This window comes from Mammaliicoccus sp. L-M44, from assembly GCF_022386355.1.
Classification (GTDB): Bacteria; Bacillota; Bacilli; order Staphylococcales; family Staphylococcaceae; genus Mammaliicoccus; species Mammaliicoccus sciuri_A.
Genome location: NZ_JAJNIU010000010.1, coordinates 65886 through 86043, shown reverse-complemented (window position 1 = coordinate 86043; position 20158 = coordinate 65886). Strand labels below are relative to the sequence as shown.

The following is a 20158-nucleotide window of genomic DNA, read 5'->3' as shown; positions in this document are numbered from 1 at the left end:
CATAACAGGGGATTAAATTCGCTATTGATTTAGTATTTACCTATATCAACACGATATACTTTAAATTGTTTACTATCAGGTGTTGCTTTTGAAAGCTGGAAGTGTGCTTGTCCATTATTCACATAAGCATAACCGCCCGTATACTTATTATTTTGTACACGTTTAGTCGTATTGTCTCCTAGAATTGAGACAAGTGGATCTAATTTCACATTTGTTAATTTGTCATAAATCATTGTAACGCGTTTAACCGTTTCTTTATTACCTTTAACTTTGGCAGTAATAATCATATGTCCATTTTTAGTATCAAATTCGTAATAATTTTCTCTATCATTACTATCATCAGAATATGAGAACATTAAATTAGGATACTTTGATTTAATTTTAGAAATCTTATCACCAATTTTAATACCTTCGATTGTTACTGTACCGTCTTTATAGGTCTGCACATTGTTTTCGTTAATATTTAATTGATTTTTAGTTGCAGCATTTGCCTCAGCAAAAGTTGAAAATGGCAGAACCATAAGTACCATTGCAATTATTAAGAGACATTTTTTCATATGAGGTTCTCCTTCAGTCTGTGTCTTATATGCTATGCATTGAACTGCGTTAATTATAACATAAAGATTACAAAATGACCACTTTTATTACAATCATGTAACAAAACCGTGAAATATCGCTTGATTAACTTAAAAATTCTTCCAATACTTTAATGAATTTCTCTTTTTCCTCAATAAAAGGCAATTCACCTGAACCTTCAAACAGTTTAAATTCAGCATTCGGTAACAGTTCACTTATTCTTTTACCTTCGCTATATAATATTTTGCCATCGTATTGTCCAGAAATGACGAGCGTACGTGTTTCAATATCTGGAAGTAACGATATAATATCAAAATCTTTAAAAGAGCGCTTAACAGCAATCTCTTCTTCCATCGTTTGAAGGTCATTTGACGGAATATGTGACTTTACAAACTTTTTAGCTTGTTTAATATTTTTATATCTGAATCTTAATAAATATTTTTCTTTGTCTTCATCAGACATCGTTCTAATTTCATCAGCATGTCTATCATAAATACGGTTATCTGGGAACGTTGAATGATCGTCTGTAGGATTAATTAACACCACGCCATTGATCAAATCAGGATTTTTATATGTGAGACCTGTTGCAATGGTTGCTCCAAGTTCTAGACCAATCACATATGCTGAGTTAATGAATAATGCATTTAATAGTTGTTGAATATCTGAAATATAGTCATCTACTCTACTATCATGTGGTGTATCACTTAAACCATGACCTCTTAAATCAATAGATATAACTTGATAATTTTTACTTAACTTTTTAATAAGTGGTTCAAAGACATCCATATCTTGAAAAACACCATGTAACAAAATAATTGGATAGCCGCTTCCTTTTGTATTATAGTGTATGGCAACATTTTCTTTCGTTAAAAATAAGTTCATCATGCTTCACCTCTTTCGATTTGTTTACAAACATCTATGAGATCACTTAAACTTTCGATTGTATAATCTAATTCGTGCTCCTCTGGTGTGCCATTGACTGAATTAGCCATCCATGCAGTCTTCATGCCCATAGCATGCGCTGCTGCGATATCATTTAAAGGACAATCTCCAACATATAATGCATGATGTGCCGTTATGCCAAGATGTTTCAATATATCTTCAAATATAATTGGGTCTGGCTTCATAGCACCCACCTCATCAGAAGTTGAAACATAATGAATGTATGGATAAATACCGATTGCATTCATAACGTGTTTAATTTCTTCACTCTTACCATTCGCTACAACACCTAATTTATAACCCATACTGCGTAGTTTATCCAATGCTACCAATGTATCATAGAAAGGAAAATGGTATCTGTAGTGATGCATTTTATAGTCGTTATAAAATGTCTTCCACGATATCCTTTCTATATTTAATCTCTTAACAAGTTCTTGATATACCCATTCAACATCTTCTATACCATAGGGATTTAACGTTAAATATACCTTTTCAAAATCACGTCTTTGGACTGTTACCATTAACTCATGAAATCTCTCAAACTGCTCTTCCAAAAACTTCATTCGCGATTTCTCACGATCTACAAGCGTATCTTCTAAGTCAAAAATAATCGCTTGAATATCACACGAACACATGTCATCATCCCTTTCATAGAAACATTTTAAACTATTCCATAAAGAAAGCAATACAATTTTTACATACAAAACACCAACCCTCTATCATAATGTTTAAAGGATTGGTGTCCGTATGCTATTGATTGTGATTTAATACTGATTGATACATTAAATATTCAGTAAGTTCTTTCTTTTTTTCGTTGTTCTGTAATCATTAAATACATCATAATCGGTATGGCAATAATTGAGAGTATAATGCCAACCGGAATTTGTATCGGACTTATGATAATTCTGCCAACAGTATCTGCAATTAATAAAAGTGCACCGCCGATTAATAAATTCAACATCATTTGAACGTTAATAGGTACCTTGTACACCCTTCTAACAACTTGAGGTACAATCATACCTATAAATCCAATAATACCCGTAAAACTTATAATAACGGCTGTCATTATAGCAGCTAATAGCAAACATGTCCATGATATCAATCGAACATTCACACCAAGTGTTATAGCTTTATCTTCACCTAATTGAATCATTTTAATATAATGACTCATCATAAACAAGATTAAGATACAGATTAAAGTAACAATCCCTGTGATTTCTACAGTTATTTTTTCGGCAGATGAAACACTACCAAACATATATGACACCATGCTATTAACTTTATCCGGCTTAAGCAATAAAAGTATATAGAGTGCCGAACTAAAGAACGCACCAATAAAAATACCTGAAAGTATCATTGTTGCTACATGAAATGTTTTGACCATCGTTTCTGTAATCAGTACAACAACGATAAGCGTTAACAAGCTGAAGAATATTGAAAATAGTGGCACAAACCAAATGGATACGCCGATAAATACGGCAAGTGCACTTCCGAATGTTGCACCGCTCGCTAATCCTAACGTAAAACTATCCGCGAGTGGATTATTCAATATCGTTTGATAGATTTGACCACTCATGACTAGCCCCATACCAGCAATTAATGCTAAAAGTGTCCGCGGTACTCTTAACTTGTAAAAAATCGTCCATTCTAGTTGATTATCAAATTTCCATGTTATACCCGTAGATCCTACGAATAAAGAAATGCCAATTGCAAACAATAGAACGAGAAACCATATCACAACATGGCGATAAACGTTATGATTTTTAGTCATAAACTTTATCAGAAAGTTCTTTTAGCCCTTTCGCTAATCTTGGTCCTGGTCTAGAAATCATATCTGCATTGAGTGCATGAACGTGTTTCTCTTTAACAGCATTAACTTGGTCAAAGCCATCTCTATTGTTATTTAATTTTTGATATTCCGCTTCAGACTGTCCACTTGTTGTAATCATAACATCAGGATTTCTTTTAAGAATACTTTCTTTATCCGTTTTAATCCATCCTTCTTGGTCATGATAAAGATTCTTAGCTTTGATAGAAGTTAACATATCATCATAAAACGTATTTGATCCTGAAGTGTAAATGTCAGGTTGAGAAGAAATTTCCATAAATACTTTTTTACCTTGTTGGTCTTTAGGGACATCTTTTACAACATCTTCTATTTCTTTCTTCACTTTACTTACTAATTTATCTGCTTCTTTTTCTTTACCTGTTACTTTTCCAACTTGCTTGAATGTATCATACATTTCATTAATTGAATTTGCATCATCTATGTAGACGACTTTCACGCCTGCATCACTTAATTTTTTTAAATCTTTTTCTTGTGTAGATTTGTTCGACTCATGCGCCAAAATTAAATCAGGTTTTGCTTTTAATAATGCTTCTGTATCAAGTTTAAAGGCATCGAATTGTTTTTTATCTTTCACATCTTTAGGATAATCATCAACAGTTGATACCCCAACAACTTTATCTCCAAGTCCTAACGCATATAATATTTCTGTATTACTTGGAATAAGCGACACAATACGCTTATATTCTTTCTTATCAGTTGTTTCTTGTTTCGTTTCTTTCTTGTTATCCGTATTATCTCCGCTTTGGCAACCTGTCACGATGATCATAGCAGCAAAGATTAAATAAAATATTTTGTTTATTTTCATACTTAATCCCTCCATATATTTAATTAAAAAATGGTACACAAAAAGGCGCAACTCAAATAAGATTGAGCTGCACCTCAATTAAAATAATGATTAAATTACATAGATTCTGGAGCTGACACACCTACTAATGCTAACGCATTGCGAAGTGTAATACGCGCCGCTTCAATTAAAGCTAAATGCGCTTTTGTCTTCTCTGCATCATCTGTTAATACTTTCTCTGCATTATAGAACTTATGGAACTGTGCAGCCAAATCTTGAATATAATTCGTAATACGATGTGGACTGCGTGATTCTGCAGCAGAAACAATTGTTGGTTCAAATTCAGCAATTTTCTTCAATAAATCAAATGCTTTTTCATGTGTAATTAAAGATAAATCGACATTTTGATCAATCGTGATACCTTTTTCTTCTGCTTGGCGAATAATAGATGATATACGCGCATGTGCATATTGTGCATAATACACTGGGTTATCTTGTGATTCTTTCTTAGCTAATTCCATATCAAAGTCAAAGTGTGTATCAGGACTACGCATCGTTAAGAAGTAACGAGCGGCATCAATGCCTACTTCATCCATAATGTCACGTAACGTAATAGCATTACCTGTACGTTTACTCATTTTCACTTCAACGCCGTCTTGTAATAATCGTACCATTTGCATAATTTGTATTTCAAGACGTTTTGAATCTACGCCAAATGTTTCAAGAGATGCTTTTAAACGATTAATATAACCGTGGTGATCAGCACCAAATAAATTAATTAATTTGTCAAAACCACGTTCTACTTTATCGTAATGATAAGCGATATCTGGTAAGAAATACGTATACGTACCGTCTTGTTTAATTAACACACGGTCTTTATCGTCACCAAATTCTGTTGTTTTTAACCATGTTGCGCCATCTTGTTCATAAGTATAGCCTAATTCTGTCATTTTATCTAAAACAGCTGAAATTTTGTTTGTTTCATATAATGATGTTTCACTGAACCAATTATCAAAATGAATATTAAAATCTGCTAAGTCTTGTTTTAATTTTTTCATTTCATAATCTAAACCAAGTTTACGGAATGTCTTAATACGTTCTTCTTCAGCTTCATCTTTAATTTCAGGATGTTTTTCAGCTAAGTCTTTACCGATTGCGATAATGTCTTTACCGTAATAACCATCTTCAGGTAATTCTGCATCTAAACCTAATGCTTGGTTATAACGCGCTTCAATAGAGTGCGCTAAATTTTCAATTTGTTTACCTGCATCGTTAATATAATATTCACGTGTTACATCATAACCAGCTGCACTTAACACGTTTGATAATGTATCACCTACTGCTGCATTACGTGCATGTCCAATATGCAAATCTCCTGTTGGGTTTGCAGATACATACTCAACGATGATGCTTTCGTTTTTACGTTCTTCTGTTTGACCAAATGTTTCGCCTTTTGTTAAAGCTGTCTTAATAATTTCAGTTAAATATTGTTGATCTAAGTAAAAGTTAATAAATCCAGGACCTGCAATATCTACTTTTTTAACATTCGCTTTATTTGTATCTAAATTTTCAACGATTTGATTTGCTATTTCGCGTGGATTTTTGCGCGCTAATTTTGTTAATACCATCGCAATATTTGAAGAATAATCTCCATTTGCAGGGTCTTTAGGTGTTTCGATTTTAATTTCTGGAACTGTTTCTACAAGTTCAGATTTAATGATACTTGCTTTAATTTCTTCAATTAACGTTTCTTTAACTTGGTTAATAATGTTCATTCATTTATCTCCTTATAATTAATTTGAAATTGGTATGTTCCAAGTAACCCAGTTTGATCACTTAGCTGATAATGTATCCTGAGTTTACCTTGTTGATCGTCTATAAAATGTTTGATTGATAATGTATTAACGTGCATTGTCATGCGTCCTGCATCAGTATCATAATAACTAATCGTTTCCTGTCCTTCAACAAAGTGAAAGACTGTTTTGACCGCGCCAGTACGGTGGATTTTCACGCCATCATCTTCTATTTTAAGCATATTTTTTACGATTTGTTCATCAATCGTTTCTTCATATCTAATTATATCGCTATTTCTTCTATGAAATGTACCTGATGTTTTTGTTTGAAATGTTTCTTTCTCGCCATTTTGTTTCACGACTTGTTTAATATTTATATTAATATTTTCTTTCATAATTGGCCACCTCACCGTTTAAGAACGTATATCATTATAGCATATTTGACTATTAAAATTAAAAAAAGCAGGGCGAAAAGCGCCTGCTTTTTTTAGTGTCCTAGCTATAGTAGCTATCAACTATTTTACTTATGATATTGTGAAAAGACAATAGCTATTTAGTTGAATTGTGATAATTCACAATTAAGTCACAAAATAGACATATTTAATTTATCTCTAATGATGATTTTAGTTCATCACTGCTGTTATGCCACATTTCAGAATTATGTTCTTGAAGGAATTTTTTAAGAACTGCTCTATTTTCGTCACCAATTTGGTCAATCTTCACTTGATGTTTCATAGATTTATCCATCATATTCACATGTTCTGGCATACTTTTATATCCACGCTTCTTAGGTTTATTAACCATTAAATAGCAACCTGTTAGCCCTGCATAATATGGACCTTGTTCGCCACGTTCAGTTGTAACCCAGCAAAGCCAATATTCTTTTGCTTCTTCACCTTTGACTTCTTCTATATCTTTAACCCATTTCACACGCTTTTCTACTTCAGCTCTAGCATGCATGGCACCAATATCGATAAATGCAGTTTGTTCTGATACATCGACGAATACAGGCGCAACGTTGTCTAAACTTATAGAGCCTATATTTGTACCTTTATGCCCATCTAATGGATCATTTTTAATGATATTAAATTGAAATCCTTTCTTTTCAGCCACTTGTTTCACCTCATTTAATTCATGATTACATCATACTAGAGTATCAGACTGACATTCAAGTTTGTAATCTACACGAGTTCATTTAATATATTGATAATATCGCCTTTAATCGTTTCATCTTCCATTTCTATAATTAATTCTTTAGGATAATACAGTTTATAGTCTAAACGTTTAATCCCTGTAATACTATGGATGATGACTGATTGGCTACTAATTTCTTTAATACGACCTGTCTTCTGTAATAGATGTATCGGCTGTCTATTTGATCCTGGTCGGTCATAATCATACGGTAAATCTGAGAACGAGTCACAAACGAAATAATATTCTGGGTCAATGCCGCCTTTTTCAAATAGATCTGTCAGTTCACCAATCGTAATAATAGATCCATCAAATGGTAAGTATTTAAATAAATCACGATTAACAAATCTTTTACTTAAATCACTTAAGATTGGATCATCTTCTTCAGTCCACTCTTCTAAATAATACATCACGACCGCTTCATCAAGACGAATATAATCAGCGATTGAAACGTCTCCTTCAAAAAATGGAATTAAATATTTAGGTTGCTCTTTAAATGAGTATCCTTGATCATAAAGTACCTTTGCACGCTTAAAGCAGCGATTTAGCAACACTTCTCCACCTCGACTCACCGGGTGAAAATAAATTTGCCAATACATTTGATAACGACTCATTAAGAAGTTTTCAACTGCATGCATACCACTTTCTTTAATCAACACTTCATCTTTAGACGGACGCATCAATCTCAGCACACGTTCCATATCAAATTGACCATAACTCACACCTGTAAAATATGCATCTCGCTGTAGATAATCCATGCGATCTGCATCTATTTGAGATGAAATCATCGATATGACTAATTTATTTTCATGTGTCTTATTAATCACTTCTGCTACTTCAGATGGAAAGTCAGGCGAAACTCTACTCAACACTTCATTAACTTCTGTATCACCTTTAATGATCAGCTGTGTGAATTTTTCGTGATCCGTTAGGAAGATTTTTTCAAAACAATGTGAAAAAGGACCGTGCCCTAAATCATGTAAAAGTGCTGCACATAATGCGAGTGGTCTATCCTTATTATCCCAATGTGCACGTCCTTCAAATACTTCATCTATCATACGTCGTACAATTTCATATACACCTAGAGAATGTCCAAAGCGACTATGCTCAGCTGTATGGAAAGATAAATAGAGTGTTCCAAGTTGTTTAATTCTTCTTAAGCGTTGAAATTCTTTCGTTTTGATAAGATCCCAAATTAATTGGTCTCTTACGTGTATATAACGATGAACAGGGTCTTTAAAAACTTTCTCTTCAGGTAATTTTTTTGTTCCATAAGCTTCCTGTGTCACTTTGTTCCCTCCATTTCGTCCAATTATTCTACAATAAATTCAATTTCGCCGACATTTTCATATACGGCTTTATACTCTCCTTGTGTTAAAGGTTTTGGCAAAATAAATGTTCCACTTGAAATAAACATGCCAGGTGTTAATGAACGATTATATTCTTTAATTTCATTAATCAACCACTTAACAGCTTTAGCAGGATGTCCTTCAACTTCTGTACTAAATCCAGAAGCTAATTCTTTACCGTCTAAATATAATGTCCCTTTAATGTTATCTATATCTTCATAACTTAATTTCTTAGGTTCACCGTAAACAACAACACCACTTACTGCGCTATCGGCAATAATTTCTGTTACAGATAAATTAGGGAACCAGTTACTAAAACGTGAATCCGGAATCTCTACCCCTGGTGCAATCAAGCATTTATTCATAATATCTTCAAGGCTATCTCCTTCTGTTAATTCTTCTTGAACAATAAAGACTAATTCTAACTCTGCTAAAGGTTCATTTAAATCATTTAAATAAATATGTTTGTCCAGAATAGTTGTTTCTCCCATTGCACCATATAATGGCGTTGTTGAAGAAAAGATATCTCTCGTTTCTTGACTCGTTAAACTAATTTTATAACCTTTATGAATTTCAGTTTCTTCCTTACGCTGCAACACACCTTCTTGAATATCATATGCAGCATGTTCAGTTATATTCGATGGTAAAACACCATTTGGAATAATTGATTGATTCTCATAAGCTTCATAAAATTGTGAAATCCATTTATTTAGTGATTGTTCCATTACAATCAACCTCCTAAAAAGTTTTTTTCATTAACGTCGTGCGCATCGTGTCACCAAAAAGTAATTCTTCATATTCACGTATCACTTCAAAACCTTCCTTTTTATAAAAGGCTATACCGATATCATTCTTGCCATCCACTTCTAAATAAACTTCATGATATGAATCTTTGTATTGATCTAAACCTGCTTGTAATAAAGCTTTACCATACCCTTCACGTTGCGCTTCAGGCAGAACATAATGAGAAGATAAATACAATTCAGTACCTTTGATAAAATTAGCAAAACCAACAATCTTATCTTCATCTTCTGCAACAAAGAAATCAGAATCATTAATGCGCTTTTGAAGCATCTCTTTAGAATAAGACGCATTTAAAAATGCCGTCACAGTGCTCGCAGTATAAATATTGGTATACGTGTCATACCAAGCCTTAGACGCTACATTTTTAATACCTGAATAATCTTCAATTGTTGCTTTTCTTACATTTGCCATAAATATCTCTCCTCTATCTACCTTACACATCAATCGTCAATTCATGATGTCTATTAATCTAAGTTTGTAAATCCCCGTTTAATAACGTTCCAATGTACACATTTCAAATAACTTTATATCTCACGTTATAAATAATTATATCATTTATATATTAAAAACTATAATATTCAGAATACTTAATTATACCCGAAAACCCTACAGAAATGTAATATTTGTTAAGTATGTTAACACAAATTTAAAATACAGAACGTCAAAATATAAAAAATGAAAAACTAACAATCATTTTTACTAAATAATAATCCCCTCACTATAAAAATAGTAGAGGGGGAGTTTAGTATTAAATATATTTATTTAATCGGATGCATACCGTCTTTCCAAGTTGTATAAATAAGTTTACCGCCTTGGTCTTTAAATTTCTTATTCGTTACACCACGCTCAAATGGTGCTGCTGGCTCGATGTTTAGAGTTGGTGTGACGTTTAATTCGTTGGCATACCATTTAGCCCAATCGTCTCCCTTTACAGGCTCATCATCTGCTACATTATAAACACCTGATTCAAAGTTTAATGCTTGAATGGCTATTTCAACCGCATCATCTATATGAATAAATGATTGTACGCCATCTGTCATTGTAACTTCACCATTTATAAATTGATTATAAATCATTCCATCTTTACCGTACCAAGTACCTGGTCCATATAATAAACCGTAACGTAAAATAACATGTTTGTTTAATCTAGCTGATTCTTTTTCTAATCCTTCTACACCATCAACTGTTATTTTACGATCGCCACTAGCGTCATAGTCTAAACTTGTTTCTTCTGTTGCTAATGTATCTCCAGCTTCATAAACAAATGCAATACTTTATGATTAAATATGTGGCACATCATGTTTAATTGCCGCTTCTACAAGATTTCTCGTACCTTCTATTCTAACTTTCGTATTAGCTGACATATCAACTTGTTTTAAGTCTGTGATTTCGTTCATAATTATATCTGGTTTAAAATCACCTATACTTTTTTCTATTGTGTCATATTCTAATATGTTACCTATATATGCTTTTACAACTGCATTATCAAGTTTTTCTTTACCTTTTTCAGAAGTCGTTAACCCAGCTACTTCATAACCTTCTTCAATTAAGCGTTTAGTCAATTTTGTACCTAAGCGGTTGGATAATTGTTGAAGCTGAACAAGATCCAGCCAAAGCGAACCCATTAGAATATGCAATTTCAGCTAAAAAATATATAGAAAATCTACTAAAAAATTTTAATAAAGAGGTAAAACTATGAGAGATTATGGCTTCTGTTTCTGGAGTTTAGGTGATATACCAATAACTCAAAAATGTGAAATAGCTCAAAACATAGTGTTGATGGTGTTGAAGTAGAAGGCAACATTAAAGAAAATCCAGCAAACCTAAAAAATATTTTAGAATCTTATAATTTAAAAATTTTATCTGTTACACCTGCTAATGTTGATATTTCTTCTCCAATAAATAATGTAAGAGAACTAGCTGTTCAATACTTTTTAGATTTAGTTGACTGGGCAGTTAAAGTTGGTGCCCCAAGAATTTGCTTACATGGAGATGTAGGAAAAGTTAGTGGCTCTGGAGATTCTGAACTAGATTGGAACTATTTAGTATCTAGCACTCAGAAAATCATGGATAAAGCATTAAAATCAAATATCGAAGTTGTTTTTGAAGTCTTAAATAGATATGAAAATCATCAAATTGTGACATGTGAAGAAGCTTTGGAGTTAATCAAAGAGGTAAATAATCCAAACCTTAAAGTATTATTAGATGCTTATCATATGAATATTGAAGAACAGAACCCTGTAGCTGCATTAAAACTAGCTGGAGAAAAGCTAGGTGTATATCATGTTGCAGATTCGAATAGAGAACAAATCGGTAATGGTCATGCGAATATAGAAGAACAAATTAAAACTCTACATGATATTGACTATCAAGGACCAATTATTATGGAAATAATGGCTACTGGTCCAAATCCTTTTACGCCTGTCAAAGGTGATGATTACATAGAAGTTTTAACTGACTTTTATAAAGAATCCTTAAAACTTATCAAAATGTGGGATCAAAAATAAATCGCATCAACAAGAGATATGGCAATTCATTTAGAAAGTGCTATGTCTCTTTTTTAAAACAATGAAAAAGAATGCCTTTAAAAATAGAAAGGGTGAAAATCAATTTACTATGAAAAATAATTCGAAAGCTTATAAAATTTATATTTATTTCTTTGGTGCTCTTGGTGGACTATTATTTGGTTATGATACAGGTGTAATATCTGGTGCATTATTATTTATAAAGAAAGATTATAACTTAACGCCAACACTTGAAGGTTTAGTAGTTAGCAGTGTTATGTTTGGTGCTATTTTAGGCTCCATAGTGAGTGGTCCAATATCCGATAAAATTGGAAGAAAAAAATTAATATTTTTATTAGGTGTTATTTTTACAATTTCTACAATCGGATCATCTTGGCCACCAAATATAACAGTCATGATTATTTCAAGAGTAATTCTTGGGATAGCTGTAGGTGGTGCTTCAGGAATGGTTCCTATGTATTTAGCAGAACTTTCTCCAGCTAATAATCGTGGCGCAATAACTGCTATTAATAGTATTATGAATACTTCAGGTATGTTGTTAGCCTACATCATAAATCATTTTTTAAGTGACTCTGGAAATTGGCATTTCATGTTAGGATTTGCAGTCGTACCTTCTGTTCTTCTAAGTATTGGTATGATTTTTATGCCCGAAAGTCCAAAATGGCTTGCTCAGAAAAACAAAATTAGTAAAGCCAAAGATGTTTTACGACTTACACATAATGACGAAAAGTCTGTATATCACGAAATATTTGTCATGGAATCTTTGGCTAAAAAAGAAGAAAAAGGCCATTTCATGGATTTATTCAAATCTTGGTGTAGACCAATTATTTTTGTTGGTTTTATGGTCGCTATTTTACAGCAATTAGTTGGTACAAACGCGATATTATATTATGCACCATCAATACTTTCTCAATCTGGTTTAGGAGACTCAGCAGCTATAACAAGTACTATTGGAATTGGTACTGTAAATGTCATTATGACTATCGTCGGTGTATTTTTAGTAGACAAAATTGGAAGAAAGAAAATGCTACTTACCGGTAGTGTCGGTATGGGATTAAGTCTACTAATAATAGGATTTGCTGAATTTTCACCGGGTAATATCGGTTTAATCATGATCTTATCTATGTGCTTATTCATGGTTTCTTACTCTAGTACTTGGGGAATGATTAATTGGGTTGTACTAGCAGAAATTTTCCCCTTAAAAATTAGAGGAATGGCCATGGGTCTATGTACATTTGGATTATGGACAACGAATGGCATTATCGCTTTCCTATTCCCAGTACTAACTGAAAAATTAGGTACAGGTACAATATTTATTATATTTGCAGTAATCTGTGCATTTAGTTTCTATTTTATTAAAACATATTTACCTGAAACTAAAGGTAAAACACTTGAAGAACTAGAACTAGATATCAGATTCGGAAAAAGTAGTGTTGTATAAATAATTGAATAAAATAACTCTAGAATCACAAGAAGGCTGAGACAACTTTCATATTGTCCCAGCCTTCTATTATTATAAATTCTATTTTTTCAACTTCTTATTTAACTTCTCGTCTAATTCTTTTTGTCGACGTTTTCGTTCTTCATTTCTAAGTCGCAATCTTTCTTCTTCTTCTGGATCGCGTTTCTTTTGAAGTTGTTTTTGGATTTTTTCCATTAGTTCGTCTTCTGTTAAAGCGGCACATGGGCGGTTATTTACGAATGCGAATGTTTTTCTTCTACCTGGTCCACAATATGATTGGCATGCTACTTCTATTTCAGCTTCTGGGTCTAATTTTTTAATTTTTTTCAAAAGTGATGGCAAGTTAACGGCTTGGCAATCATCGCAGACTTGAAATTTATTTCGCATTTGTTTCCCCACCTTTCTTAATTGTTAATTTTGCAATAAATTATTATACCACCTTAACAGTTGTTTGAGAATGTCATTTTATCGTTTTTCCATATTTCGAATCATTTTATCATTGCGTTCAATCATTCTTTCGAAATATTTATCGTACAATGTCCATTCTTCTGTTGTGACAGGATCCATATTCAAAGTTGCACCTAAATTTTTCAAACTTCCTAACAATTTAAATAGTATGTCGTTAGTTGTATATTCAGTGCCTAATAATTCGTTCAATGAAGCCATGCTTTCAGGTATGATAGTCGGATAAATGAATTTTGTCTTTTCGTTTTTCAGTGCATGTTCATAGAATGCTTTCATCATTTCGGCACGTTCAGCACCTGATCCTTCCACACATAAATAGATTTGAACTGCTATACCACCTCTTACTCTTCGTTGTGATATACCAGCAAATTTTTGATTATGAATACTTAAGTCATAACTACCAGGGCAGTATGATGCAGTAATTTCTTTATTCTCAATTTCATTAGTATCTTCTTTAAACATTTCACGAATAAGACGTAACATCACTTCATATCCTGTATCAATGGATACATCATGCTTACCTTTAAAAATTAAAGATATATTGAGGACACCTTTATCTAGCACAACACCTAATCCGCCAGAATTTCTAACGATTGCACTATAACCTCTAACATCATTTAAATATGCAATACCATCTTTTAAATAAGGTAATCTAGAATCATGTATGCCTAATATCACGACGTGATTGTGTATCCATGTCCTAACAACACTTGGACTTTTATCATTTCCTACTTGATCACAAAATGTATCATCGAAACTAAAGGACTGCATTGGCTGCAGTCCTGAAGTGTGGTCAATGTATCGCCATTCTTGTGTAAAATAATCTTGCAAATTTGCCATGATTATAATGTTTGAGCAGCTGTAATGATTGAAAGACTATATACGTCTTCAGCTGAACAGCCACGAGATAAATCGTTAACAGGTGCGTTTAAGCCTTGTAATACAGGACCAACTGCATCAAATCCACCTAAACGTTGTGCAATTTTGTATCCAATGTTACCCGCTTCTAAGCTAGGGAAGATAAATACATTTGCATCACCTTGAATTTCAGAATTTGGTGCTTTCTTAGCAGCAACTTCTGGTACGATTGCTGCATCAAATTGGAATTCACCATCTAATACAACATCTTTTAAATCTGTTTCTTTTAAATTCTCTTGAGCAATAGAAACTGCTTCAGATACTTTTTCAGTATCAGGTGATTTAGCTGAACCTTTAGTTGAGAAGCTTAACATTGCTACTCTTGGAGACATACCAAATGCTTGAGCAGTCTTAGCACTTTCGATTGCAATCTCAGCTAAGTCTTGTGCATTAAGTTCTGGGTTAATTGCACAATCTCCGAATACATATTGTTCTTCACCTTTAGTCATAAAGAATACGCCAGATGTTTTTGTAACGCCTGGTTTTGTTTTGATAATTTGTAATGCTGGACGTACAGTGTCTGCAGTTGAATGTGCTGCACCACTTACTAATCCGTCAGCTTGATTTGTGTATACTAACATCGTACCGAAGTAGTTAACGTTATTTAACAATTCTTCAGCTTGTTCTTGAGTTGCTTTACCTTTACGACGTTCAACAAATTTTTCTACTAAATCTGCTTTTAGTTCACTTGTTTCTGGGTTGATGATTGTAAGACCATCGATTGATAAGTCTGCACCAGCTGCTGTTTCTTTAATTTTTTCTTCATTACCAAGTACGATTGGTGCAACCAAATCTGTAGCTTGTAATTTAACTGCTGCTGTTAATACGCGCGCATCTTCACCTTCTGGTAATACGATACGTACATTTTTACCTGTTAGTTTGTCGCTTAGAACATTAAGTAAATTAGACATAATTGCCTCCTATATATGATTGCTATTATTTTTCCATTCACAATTATAACATTTTTTCATAAATTTTCACGTATCTAAACTGTGAATTTATATTGGATATTTTTAAAATATTATCATTTATATTCTGAAAGCAACATTTTCCATTTTTTATTTAAAATTTTACCCTTTGAAACTATGAATTTTTCGTTTGGTTTTAAGTTTGGATCTTTACCGTTGTAATCTTTAGTTGCAAATCCAGTTGATAGTGATGGTTCACTATTCGGCTTGAATTGATATTCGTATACTTTACCGTTATCTGCAAACAAATATTTCGTAATCGGTTGATCCATTTTAGCGACACTACTGTATCCTTGAATATTAGTTAGATCTTGTGCACGTTCATCATAACCACCTTGAGTATGATGTCCTTGATACATCGTTAATCCGACAACATTATGGATCTTAAAATGTTTCCACCCTGGTTTATTATGATCTGTTATTTGTATTTCACCATCATCAGTAATCGCATAGCCATCACCTTCCATTTGTTCGTTTCGACTAAAATAACGATTAGTTACTGCTTTATGCTGATCTTGGCCATATTCGTCAGCAATTTTTAGTAACTCTTGTTTCAATGCATCTTTGTCTTGCTCTGAAAGTTGAATATGTCTAGTTGCTGCATGTTTCGTTTCACTATGCTGCTTTGTCTCTTCTTGCGAACCATTTTGACAACCACTTAATATCAATATCATCACTACTGCCATACTTAAATAATTGAATACACGTCGCAAAGTAACCCCTCCTTCTATTAACAAATAGGCGCCTCCATATCATCATATTTGAAGGAGACGCCTTTTGGATATTTGTTTAACTTTGAAATCTATGATTAGTCTTTTTTAATACCGAATTCATCAACTAATTTAACTGTTCTTTGTTCACCTTTACTAATATCGCCATGTAATTGATAAATTTTAACGACTAATTTACCTTCAGATACATCATAAACTGAGAAGTTCTGATCAGATGAATCTCGATTATTTTCATGACTATCATTAAAAGCATCTGTCTTATGAGGTTGCTCGCCTATCGCAAACAAACTATTATAATGATCTAATTCTTCTTGCGTTAAATCTTCTAGTTCTGGTCTAACTTTCTTAATGTGTTCTAAAGGACGGTCATATATACTGTCATACGCTTTTGTACCACCTGTATTAGGCAGTACGTAAACTGAACCTTCCGGATTGTCATAATAAGTGATGTTATCTTGCCCTCTAATTTGTTTGGCATCTTCTTTCTTAGCATTTACAAAGCTATTTTTAGTCGATGTATGTTCTAGTGGTTTCGTACGCGAAAGCACATGGTCATGACCTTGTAATACTAAATCCACATCTAAATCATCAATTTGTTGAGTGAGTTCGTCACGTATTTTTGCAACATCTTCATCTGATAGTGCATGATACGATTTAGAATACATTGGTTTATGCAGATTTAAGATAACCCATTTAGAGCCATTCTTTCTTGCATCTTTAATATCTTGCTTAATCCATTCCATTTGTTCTTTGCCAATTGCTTTTTCTTCAGGATTATCTTTAGATTTCTTATTATCATTTGTATTAGCGACAACCATATGTGCACCATTATAATCAAACGAATAATAAGAACCACCATTTACCGCATTGTTTTCTTTAGGCACATTGACATGTTCGTTATATTTTGTCAGTAATTTTTCATCATCTTCACTTAACGCATATTCGTCATGGTTACCTGGTGCAGAAGCTACAGGTAGTGACATAAATGATGGACGTGATTGATCATATAAATCTAACCACTCATCTTCAATTTCTGCAGTTTCTACAAAGTCTCCTGTGTGTAATGCGAAGTTTGGATCGCCTGCTGTTTGAATAGCATTGCTTAACGTATCTGCTCCAAATTGCGCTTCATTTCTTACGTGTTCATTCCAATAAGCATTTTGTGTATCTGTATACTGAACGAATTGGAAAGGATCGCCGTTGTTGCCAGAAGTCTTGAATTGTCCAACTTCACTTTGAGGACCACTTGCACTACCTACGCGATAATAATATGTAGTATTCGGCTTTAATCCCGTTGCTTTCGCTTTATAATTATATTCAGGAACTGTCATTAGCTCAGACTTCCCATGTTTATCACCGCGCGTCCATTCAGCACCTTGTGCATGTTCATCTGTATAATATCCATTTATTTTTTCTTTACCTTGTGCATCTTTAACAGGTTCACCTTCGTCATCTTTTTCTACATCCGCAAAGATGAAATTGCCGTTCTTATCTCGTTCAACATATTTAGAATCTACTTGTTTAGAAGTTGCATCAAACGCTTGTGCATCATCAAATTGACCCGTCTCTGACACCCAAACTTTAGCATCATTAAATTGATCTGTCGTATACCAATTAAAAGCCATTTCTGTTTTCGTATCACCATTAAAATTCGTAATAATACGATTCGGCTGATTTTTCTTAGGTACAGGCGCTACCTCCGGCTTCTGAGACATCACTTTAATATCCGAATGAGCTTGTTGATTCACAACAGACGAATCAGATCCTGAACCACCAGCACCACTCGCCTCAACCGTACCAGTAGTAGAAATCCCTAATAATAACATCATACATGCCGTACCACTAATGAATCTCTTTGCTATTGACTGATTATACATGTACACTTCCTCCTAATTAACCCTATAGTGATTTAAAAAGCAATCTATTAAGAAGTGTATCAATCATATTTTAACCCTATGTAAAGATAGTATGAGTATTGTATGAATGTAATATGAAGAGAGATAGAATAATAAAATAACAAAAAAGAAGCTCAACTCGAGCTTCTTTTTTTGTATATTACTTTATTTTTTTAATAGTTCTTTCTTAAATGTTTCTGCTTGTTTCTCTACTGAGATTAAATCTCCGTATAATGCTTCATTACTTGTGTAATAAATGACGTTATTGTTTTTAACTGCTTTATTATTTTTCCATATAGTTGAATTTGTAAATTCATTATTTGGTTTTTTACCGTCTTTTGTTGGTATAAATAAGTAGTCTCCTGAATAATCGTTAAATTTTTCTTGAGGTACTTTCATGAATTTTTCTTTTGGCATTGCTTTTTTAGCTTCTGGATCTTCTTTTAATTTGAAACCATCGAATAGTGCGTCACTACCTCTACCGAATCTTGCGCCGAACTGATAAATATCTTTAGCTTGTACGTCCATAATTGAAGCTGTTTTATCTGCTCCGATATGTTTTTTAATTTCTTTACCGTCTTTTAAAAGTTTATCTGATAGTTCGTCTGCTTGTTTTTTAGCTTTTTCTTCTTTGTTCACTAATTTACCGTATTCGATATGTGTTTGTTTATAATCTGTGTCTTGTACTTTTAGTGATACAGTTGGTGCTATTTTTGAAAGTTTATTATTATTTTTATTTTCTTTATACGTTACGATTAAATCTGGTTTAAGCTTCGCTGCCGCTTCAACATCTTCTGGATCTATTTTCTTAACGTCTTCTATATCTAAATATTTAGAATCCGGGAATACACTTGTGATCGCTACTGGTTCTACACCTAATTTTTTCAAGTTACCATAGTTAGCTGTCAGTAATAGAATACGCTTTGGATTTTTAGGGATTTTTACTTTTTCGCCGCCTTCAGTCGTAAATGTTCGTTCTTTACTGTCACTTTTACTACTTGATGCTTCGTTGTTATTACCACATGCTGCTAACAATAACGCTAAACATAATACAAAACTTAATAATTTTTTCATTTCTACACCTCTTATTTTATTTTAAAATGATGGAATTAACGTATCTTCATGTTTTTCTTTTAGATATTTTTTAACTGCATCACTTTTCATAACTTTATGTAATTCTTTAATTTTTTCTGAGTCTTTATTATCTTCTCTTGCAACGAGTTGAATTGAGAATCGTGAATCAATGTTTTTTTCTAAGAACAATGCGTCAGCAGGTTTTAAGCCAATTTTAGAAATATAAGTTGGATAGTTATAAACAAGTGATACATCTTTTTCACTATAAGTTTCTGCTAAGTTCAGTAAGTCTACTTTCAACCATTTGAAATCTTTAGGGTTTTCGACGATATCTTTCGTAGTGCCATTTACACCAACGCCGTCCTTCAATTTAATAAGACCTTGTTCTTCAAGAATCGCTAACGCTCTACCTTCATTTGAAATATCATTTGGTATTGCTACTTTTGTACCTTTTGGAATGTCATTGATGTCTTTATATTTTTTAGAATAAAAACCAACTTTTGCATCATAAATCGGTTGGATTGCGACTAAATTTGCTTTACGTTCTGAGTTGTATTTTTCCATAAATGGTTTATGTTGCGAGAAACTTGCATCTGCTTCTTTACTACTTACCATATCGTTATAAGCAACGTTGTCATTCACTTGGACAAGTTTAATTTCCCAGCCGTCCTTTTTAGCTTCTTTTGCTGCTTGTTTAACAACGTCTGTCATTGGTGGTGCTTGAGAAGCTACTTTAATAACTTTGTCTTCGTTATCTTTTTTATTCGCGCCACAGCCTGCGATGATAATGCTTAACATTAATAACATAACAAATAAACTTTTTTTCATTTCT

20 protein-coding genes and 1 pseudogene are annotated in these 20158 nt (G+C 33.0%); 2 read left to right on the top strand and 19 right to left on the bottom strand.

Going from position 1 to position 20158, the window contains the following annotated elements; translation table 11 throughout:
• Positions 1-29: 29 nt before the first annotated feature.
• The 12 genes and pseudogenes from LQ611_RS07545 to LQ611_RS07490 all read right to left on the bottom strand — a co-directional run bounded on the left by LQ611_RS07545 (position 30) and on the right by LQ611_RS07490 (position 10913).
• Complete coding sequence (locus tag LQ611_RS07545; RefSeq protein WP_025904921.1) at positions 30-557, bottom strand: SA0570 family protein; 528 nt, start codon at positions 555-557, stop codon at positions 30-32.
• Between the two features lie 124 nt (positions 558-681).
• Positions 682-1461, bottom strand: a complete 780-nt coding sequence (locus LQ611_RS07540; RefSeq protein WP_025904920.1) for an alpha/beta fold hydrolase — start codon at positions 1459-1461, stop codon at positions 682-684.
• Positions 1458-2222 carry an HAD family hydrolase gene (locus tag LQ611_RS07535; protein ID WP_239703101.1) on the bottom strand — a complete coding sequence of 255 codons (765 nt, stop codon included), beginning with the start codon at positions 2220-2222 and terminating at the stop codon, positions 1458-1460. The genes LQ611_RS07540 and LQ611_RS07535 overlap by 4 nt, the downstream gene beginning before the upstream one ends.
• Positions 2223-2308: 86 nt before the next feature.
• Positions 2309-3289, bottom strand: coding sequence for a FecCD family ABC transporter permease (locus LQ611_RS07530; protein ID WP_119495209.1), 981 nt, complete (start codon positions 3287-3289; stop codon positions 2309-2311).
• Positions 3282-4172, bottom strand: coding sequence for an ABC transporter substrate-binding protein (locus tag LQ611_RS07525; protein ID WP_119489269.1), 891 nt, complete (start codon positions 4170-4172; stop codon positions 3282-3284). The genes LQ611_RS07530 and LQ611_RS07525 overlap by 8 nt, the downstream gene beginning before the upstream one ends.
• 95 nt (positions 4173-4267) lie before the next feature.
• The gene (gene argS / locus LQ611_RS07520) at positions 4268-5926 is read right to left on the bottom strand and encodes an arginine--tRNA ligase (protein WP_049319477.1); all 1659 of its coding nucleotides are present in this window, start codon (positions 5924-5926) and stop codon (positions 4268-4270) included.
• A complete protein-coding gene (locus LQ611_RS07515; protein ID WP_025904915.1) occupies positions 5923-6339 on the bottom strand; it encodes a YwiB family protein in 417 nt (138 codons plus the stop codon). Before LQ611_RS07515 ends, argS begins: the two co-directional genes overlap by 4 nt.
• A 205-nt stretch (positions 6340-6544) precedes the next feature.
• Positions 6545-7057, bottom strand: coding sequence for a YwhD family protein (locus LQ611_RS07510; RefSeq protein WP_025904914.1), 513 nt, complete (start codon positions 7055-7057; stop codon positions 6545-6547).
• 68 nt (positions 7058-7125) lie between these two features.
• Positions 7126-8424 carry an HD domain-containing protein gene (locus LQ611_RS07505; protein WP_103361264.1) on the bottom strand — a complete coding sequence of 433 codons (1299 nt, stop codon included), beginning with the start codon at positions 8422-8424 and terminating at the stop codon, positions 7126-7128.
• 23 nt (positions 8425-8447) lie between these two features.
• Positions 8448-9209 carry a 2-keto-4-pentenoate hydratase gene (locus LQ611_RS07500; RefSeq protein ID WP_107565872.1) on the bottom strand — a complete coding sequence of 254 codons (762 nt, stop codon included), beginning with the start codon at positions 9207-9209 and terminating at the stop codon, positions 8448-8450.
• A 13-nt stretch (positions 9210-9222) separates the two neighbouring features.
• The gene (locus LQ611_RS07495) at positions 9223-9699 is read right to left on the bottom strand and encodes a GNAT family N-acetyltransferase (protein WP_048541439.1); all 477 of its coding nucleotides are present in this window, start codon (positions 9697-9699) and stop codon (positions 9223-9225) included.
• 347 nt (positions 9700-10046) lie between these two features.
• A pseudogene (locus LQ611_RS07490) lies at positions 10047-10913 on the bottom strand (NAD-dependent epimerase/dehydratase family protein).
• Between the two features lie 177 nt (positions 10914-11090).
• Between LQ611_RS07490 and LQ611_RS07485 the strand changes: the two are divergent.
• Positions 11091-11795, top strand: coding sequence for a sugar phosphate isomerase/epimerase family protein (locus LQ611_RS07485; RefSeq protein WP_308192890.1), 705 nt, complete (start codon positions 11091-11093; stop codon positions 11793-11795).
• A gap of 109 nt (positions 11796-11904) precedes the next feature.
• Positions 11905-13254: a sugar porter family MFS transporter gene (locus LQ611_RS07480; RefSeq protein ID WP_239703103.1), complete on the top strand. Its 1350-nt coding sequence runs from the start codon at positions 11905-11907 to the stop codon at positions 13252-13254.
• Between the two features lie 81 nt (positions 13255-13335).
• On the opposite strand, the gene LQ611_RS07475 is transcribed toward LQ611_RS07480, so the two are convergent.
• The 7 genes from LQ611_RS07475 to LQ611_RS07445 form a co-directional block, all read right to left on the bottom strand.
• Positions 13336-13662 carry a YuzB family protein gene (locus tag LQ611_RS07475; protein ID WP_103361268.1) on the bottom strand — a complete coding sequence of 109 codons (327 nt, stop codon included), beginning with the start codon at positions 13660-13662 and terminating at the stop codon, positions 13336-13338.
• Positions 13663-13740: 78 nt separating this feature from the next.
• The gene (locus LQ611_RS07470; protein ID WP_037589955.1) at positions 13741-14580 is read right to left on the bottom strand and encodes a lipoate--protein ligase family protein; all 840 of its coding nucleotides are present in this window, start codon (positions 14578-14580) and stop codon (positions 13741-13743) included.
• A gap of 2 nt (positions 14581-14582) precedes the next feature.
• Positions 14583-15569: a phosphate acetyltransferase gene (gene pta, locus LQ611_RS07465; RefSeq protein WP_025904903.1), complete on the bottom strand. Its 987-nt coding sequence runs from the start codon at positions 15567-15569 to the stop codon at positions 14583-14585.
• A gap of 113 nt (positions 15570-15682) precedes the next feature.
• Positions 15683-16339, bottom strand: a complete 657-nt coding sequence (locus tag LQ611_RS07460) for a hypothetical protein (protein WP_239703104.1) — start codon at positions 16337-16339, stop codon at positions 15683-15685.
• Positions 16340-16434: 95 nt separating this feature from the next.
• Positions 16435-18234 carry a purple acid phosphatase family protein gene (locus tag LQ611_RS07455; protein WP_119489257.1) on the bottom strand — a complete coding sequence of 600 codons (1800 nt, stop codon included), beginning with the start codon at positions 18232-18234 and terminating at the stop codon, positions 16435-16437.
• Positions 18235-18417: 183 nt separating this feature from the next.
• Positions 18418-19326 (bottom strand): ABC transporter substrate-binding protein, encoded by a 909-nt coding sequence (locus LQ611_RS07450; protein WP_119489254.1) that lies wholly within the window; start codon positions 19324-19326, stop codon positions 18418-18420.
• A 21-nt stretch (positions 19327-19347) separates the two neighbouring features.
• Positions 19348-20154 (bottom strand): MetQ/NlpA family ABC transporter substrate-binding protein, encoded by an 807-nt coding sequence (locus LQ611_RS07445; protein ID WP_119489252.1) that lies wholly within the window; start codon positions 20152-20154, stop codon positions 19348-19350.
• Between the last annotated feature and the right edge of the window lie 4 nt (positions 20155-20158).

Excerpts from the sequence above, each read along its gene's own strand:
- LQ611_RS07540 (WP_025904920.1), bottom strand. The coding sequence starts at position 1,461 with ATGATGAACTTATTTTTAACGAAAGAAAATGTTGCCATACACTATAAT.
- LQ611_RS07495 (WP_048541439.1), bottom strand. The coding sequence starts at position 9,699 with ATGGCAAATGTAAGAAAAGCAACAATTGAAGATTATTCAGGTATTAAA.
- LQ611_RS07545 (WP_025904921.1), bottom strand. The coding sequence starts at position 557 with ATGAAAAAATGTCTCTTAATAATTGCAATGGTACTTATGGTTCTGCCA.
- LQ611_RS07445 (WP_119489252.1), bottom strand. The coding sequence starts at position 20,154 with ATGAAAAAAAGTTTATTTGTTATGTTATTAATGTTAAGCATTATCATC.
- LQ611_RS07515 (WP_025904915.1), bottom strand. The coding sequence starts at position 6,339 with ATGAAAGAAAATATTAATATAAATATTAAACAAGTCGTGAAACAAAAT.
- argS (WP_049319477.1), bottom strand. The coding sequence starts at position 5,926 with ATGAACATTATTAACCAAGTTAAAGAAACGTTAATTGAAGAAATTAAA.
- LQ611_RS07525 (WP_119489269.1), bottom strand. The coding sequence starts at position 4,172 with ATGAAAATAAACAAAATATTTTATTTAATCTTTGCTGCTATGATCATC.
- LQ611_RS07455 (WP_119489257.1), bottom strand. The coding sequence starts at position 18,234 with ATGTATAATCAGTCAATAGCAAAGAGATTCATTAGTGGTACGGCATGT.
- LQ611_RS07500 (WP_107565872.1), bottom strand. The coding sequence starts at position 9,209 with ATGGAACAATCACTAAATAAATGGATTTCACAATTTTATGAAGCTTAT.
- LQ611_RS07480 (WP_239703103.1), top strand. The coding sequence starts at position 11,905 with ATGAAAAATAATTCGAAAGCTTATAAAATTTATATTTATTTCTTTGGT.
- LQ611_RS07475 (WP_103361268.1), bottom strand. The coding sequence starts at position 13,662 with ATGCGAAATAAATTTCAAGTCTGCGATGATTGCCAAGCCGTTAACTTG.
- LQ611_RS07530 (WP_119495209.1), bottom strand. The coding sequence starts at position 3,289 with ATGACTAAAAATCATAACGTTTATCGCCATGTTGTGATATGGTTTCTC.
- LQ611_RS07450 (WP_119489254.1), bottom strand. The coding sequence starts at position 19,326 with ATGAAAAAATTATTAAGTTTTGTATTATGTTTAGCGTTATTGTTAGCA.
- pta (WP_025904903.1), bottom strand. The coding sequence starts at position 15,569 with ATGTCTAATTTACTTAATGTTCTAAGCGACAAACTAACAGGTAAAAAT.
- LQ611_RS07470 (WP_037589955.1), bottom strand. The coding sequence starts at position 14,580 with ATGGCAAATTTGCAAGATTATTTTACACAAGAATGGCGATACATTGAC.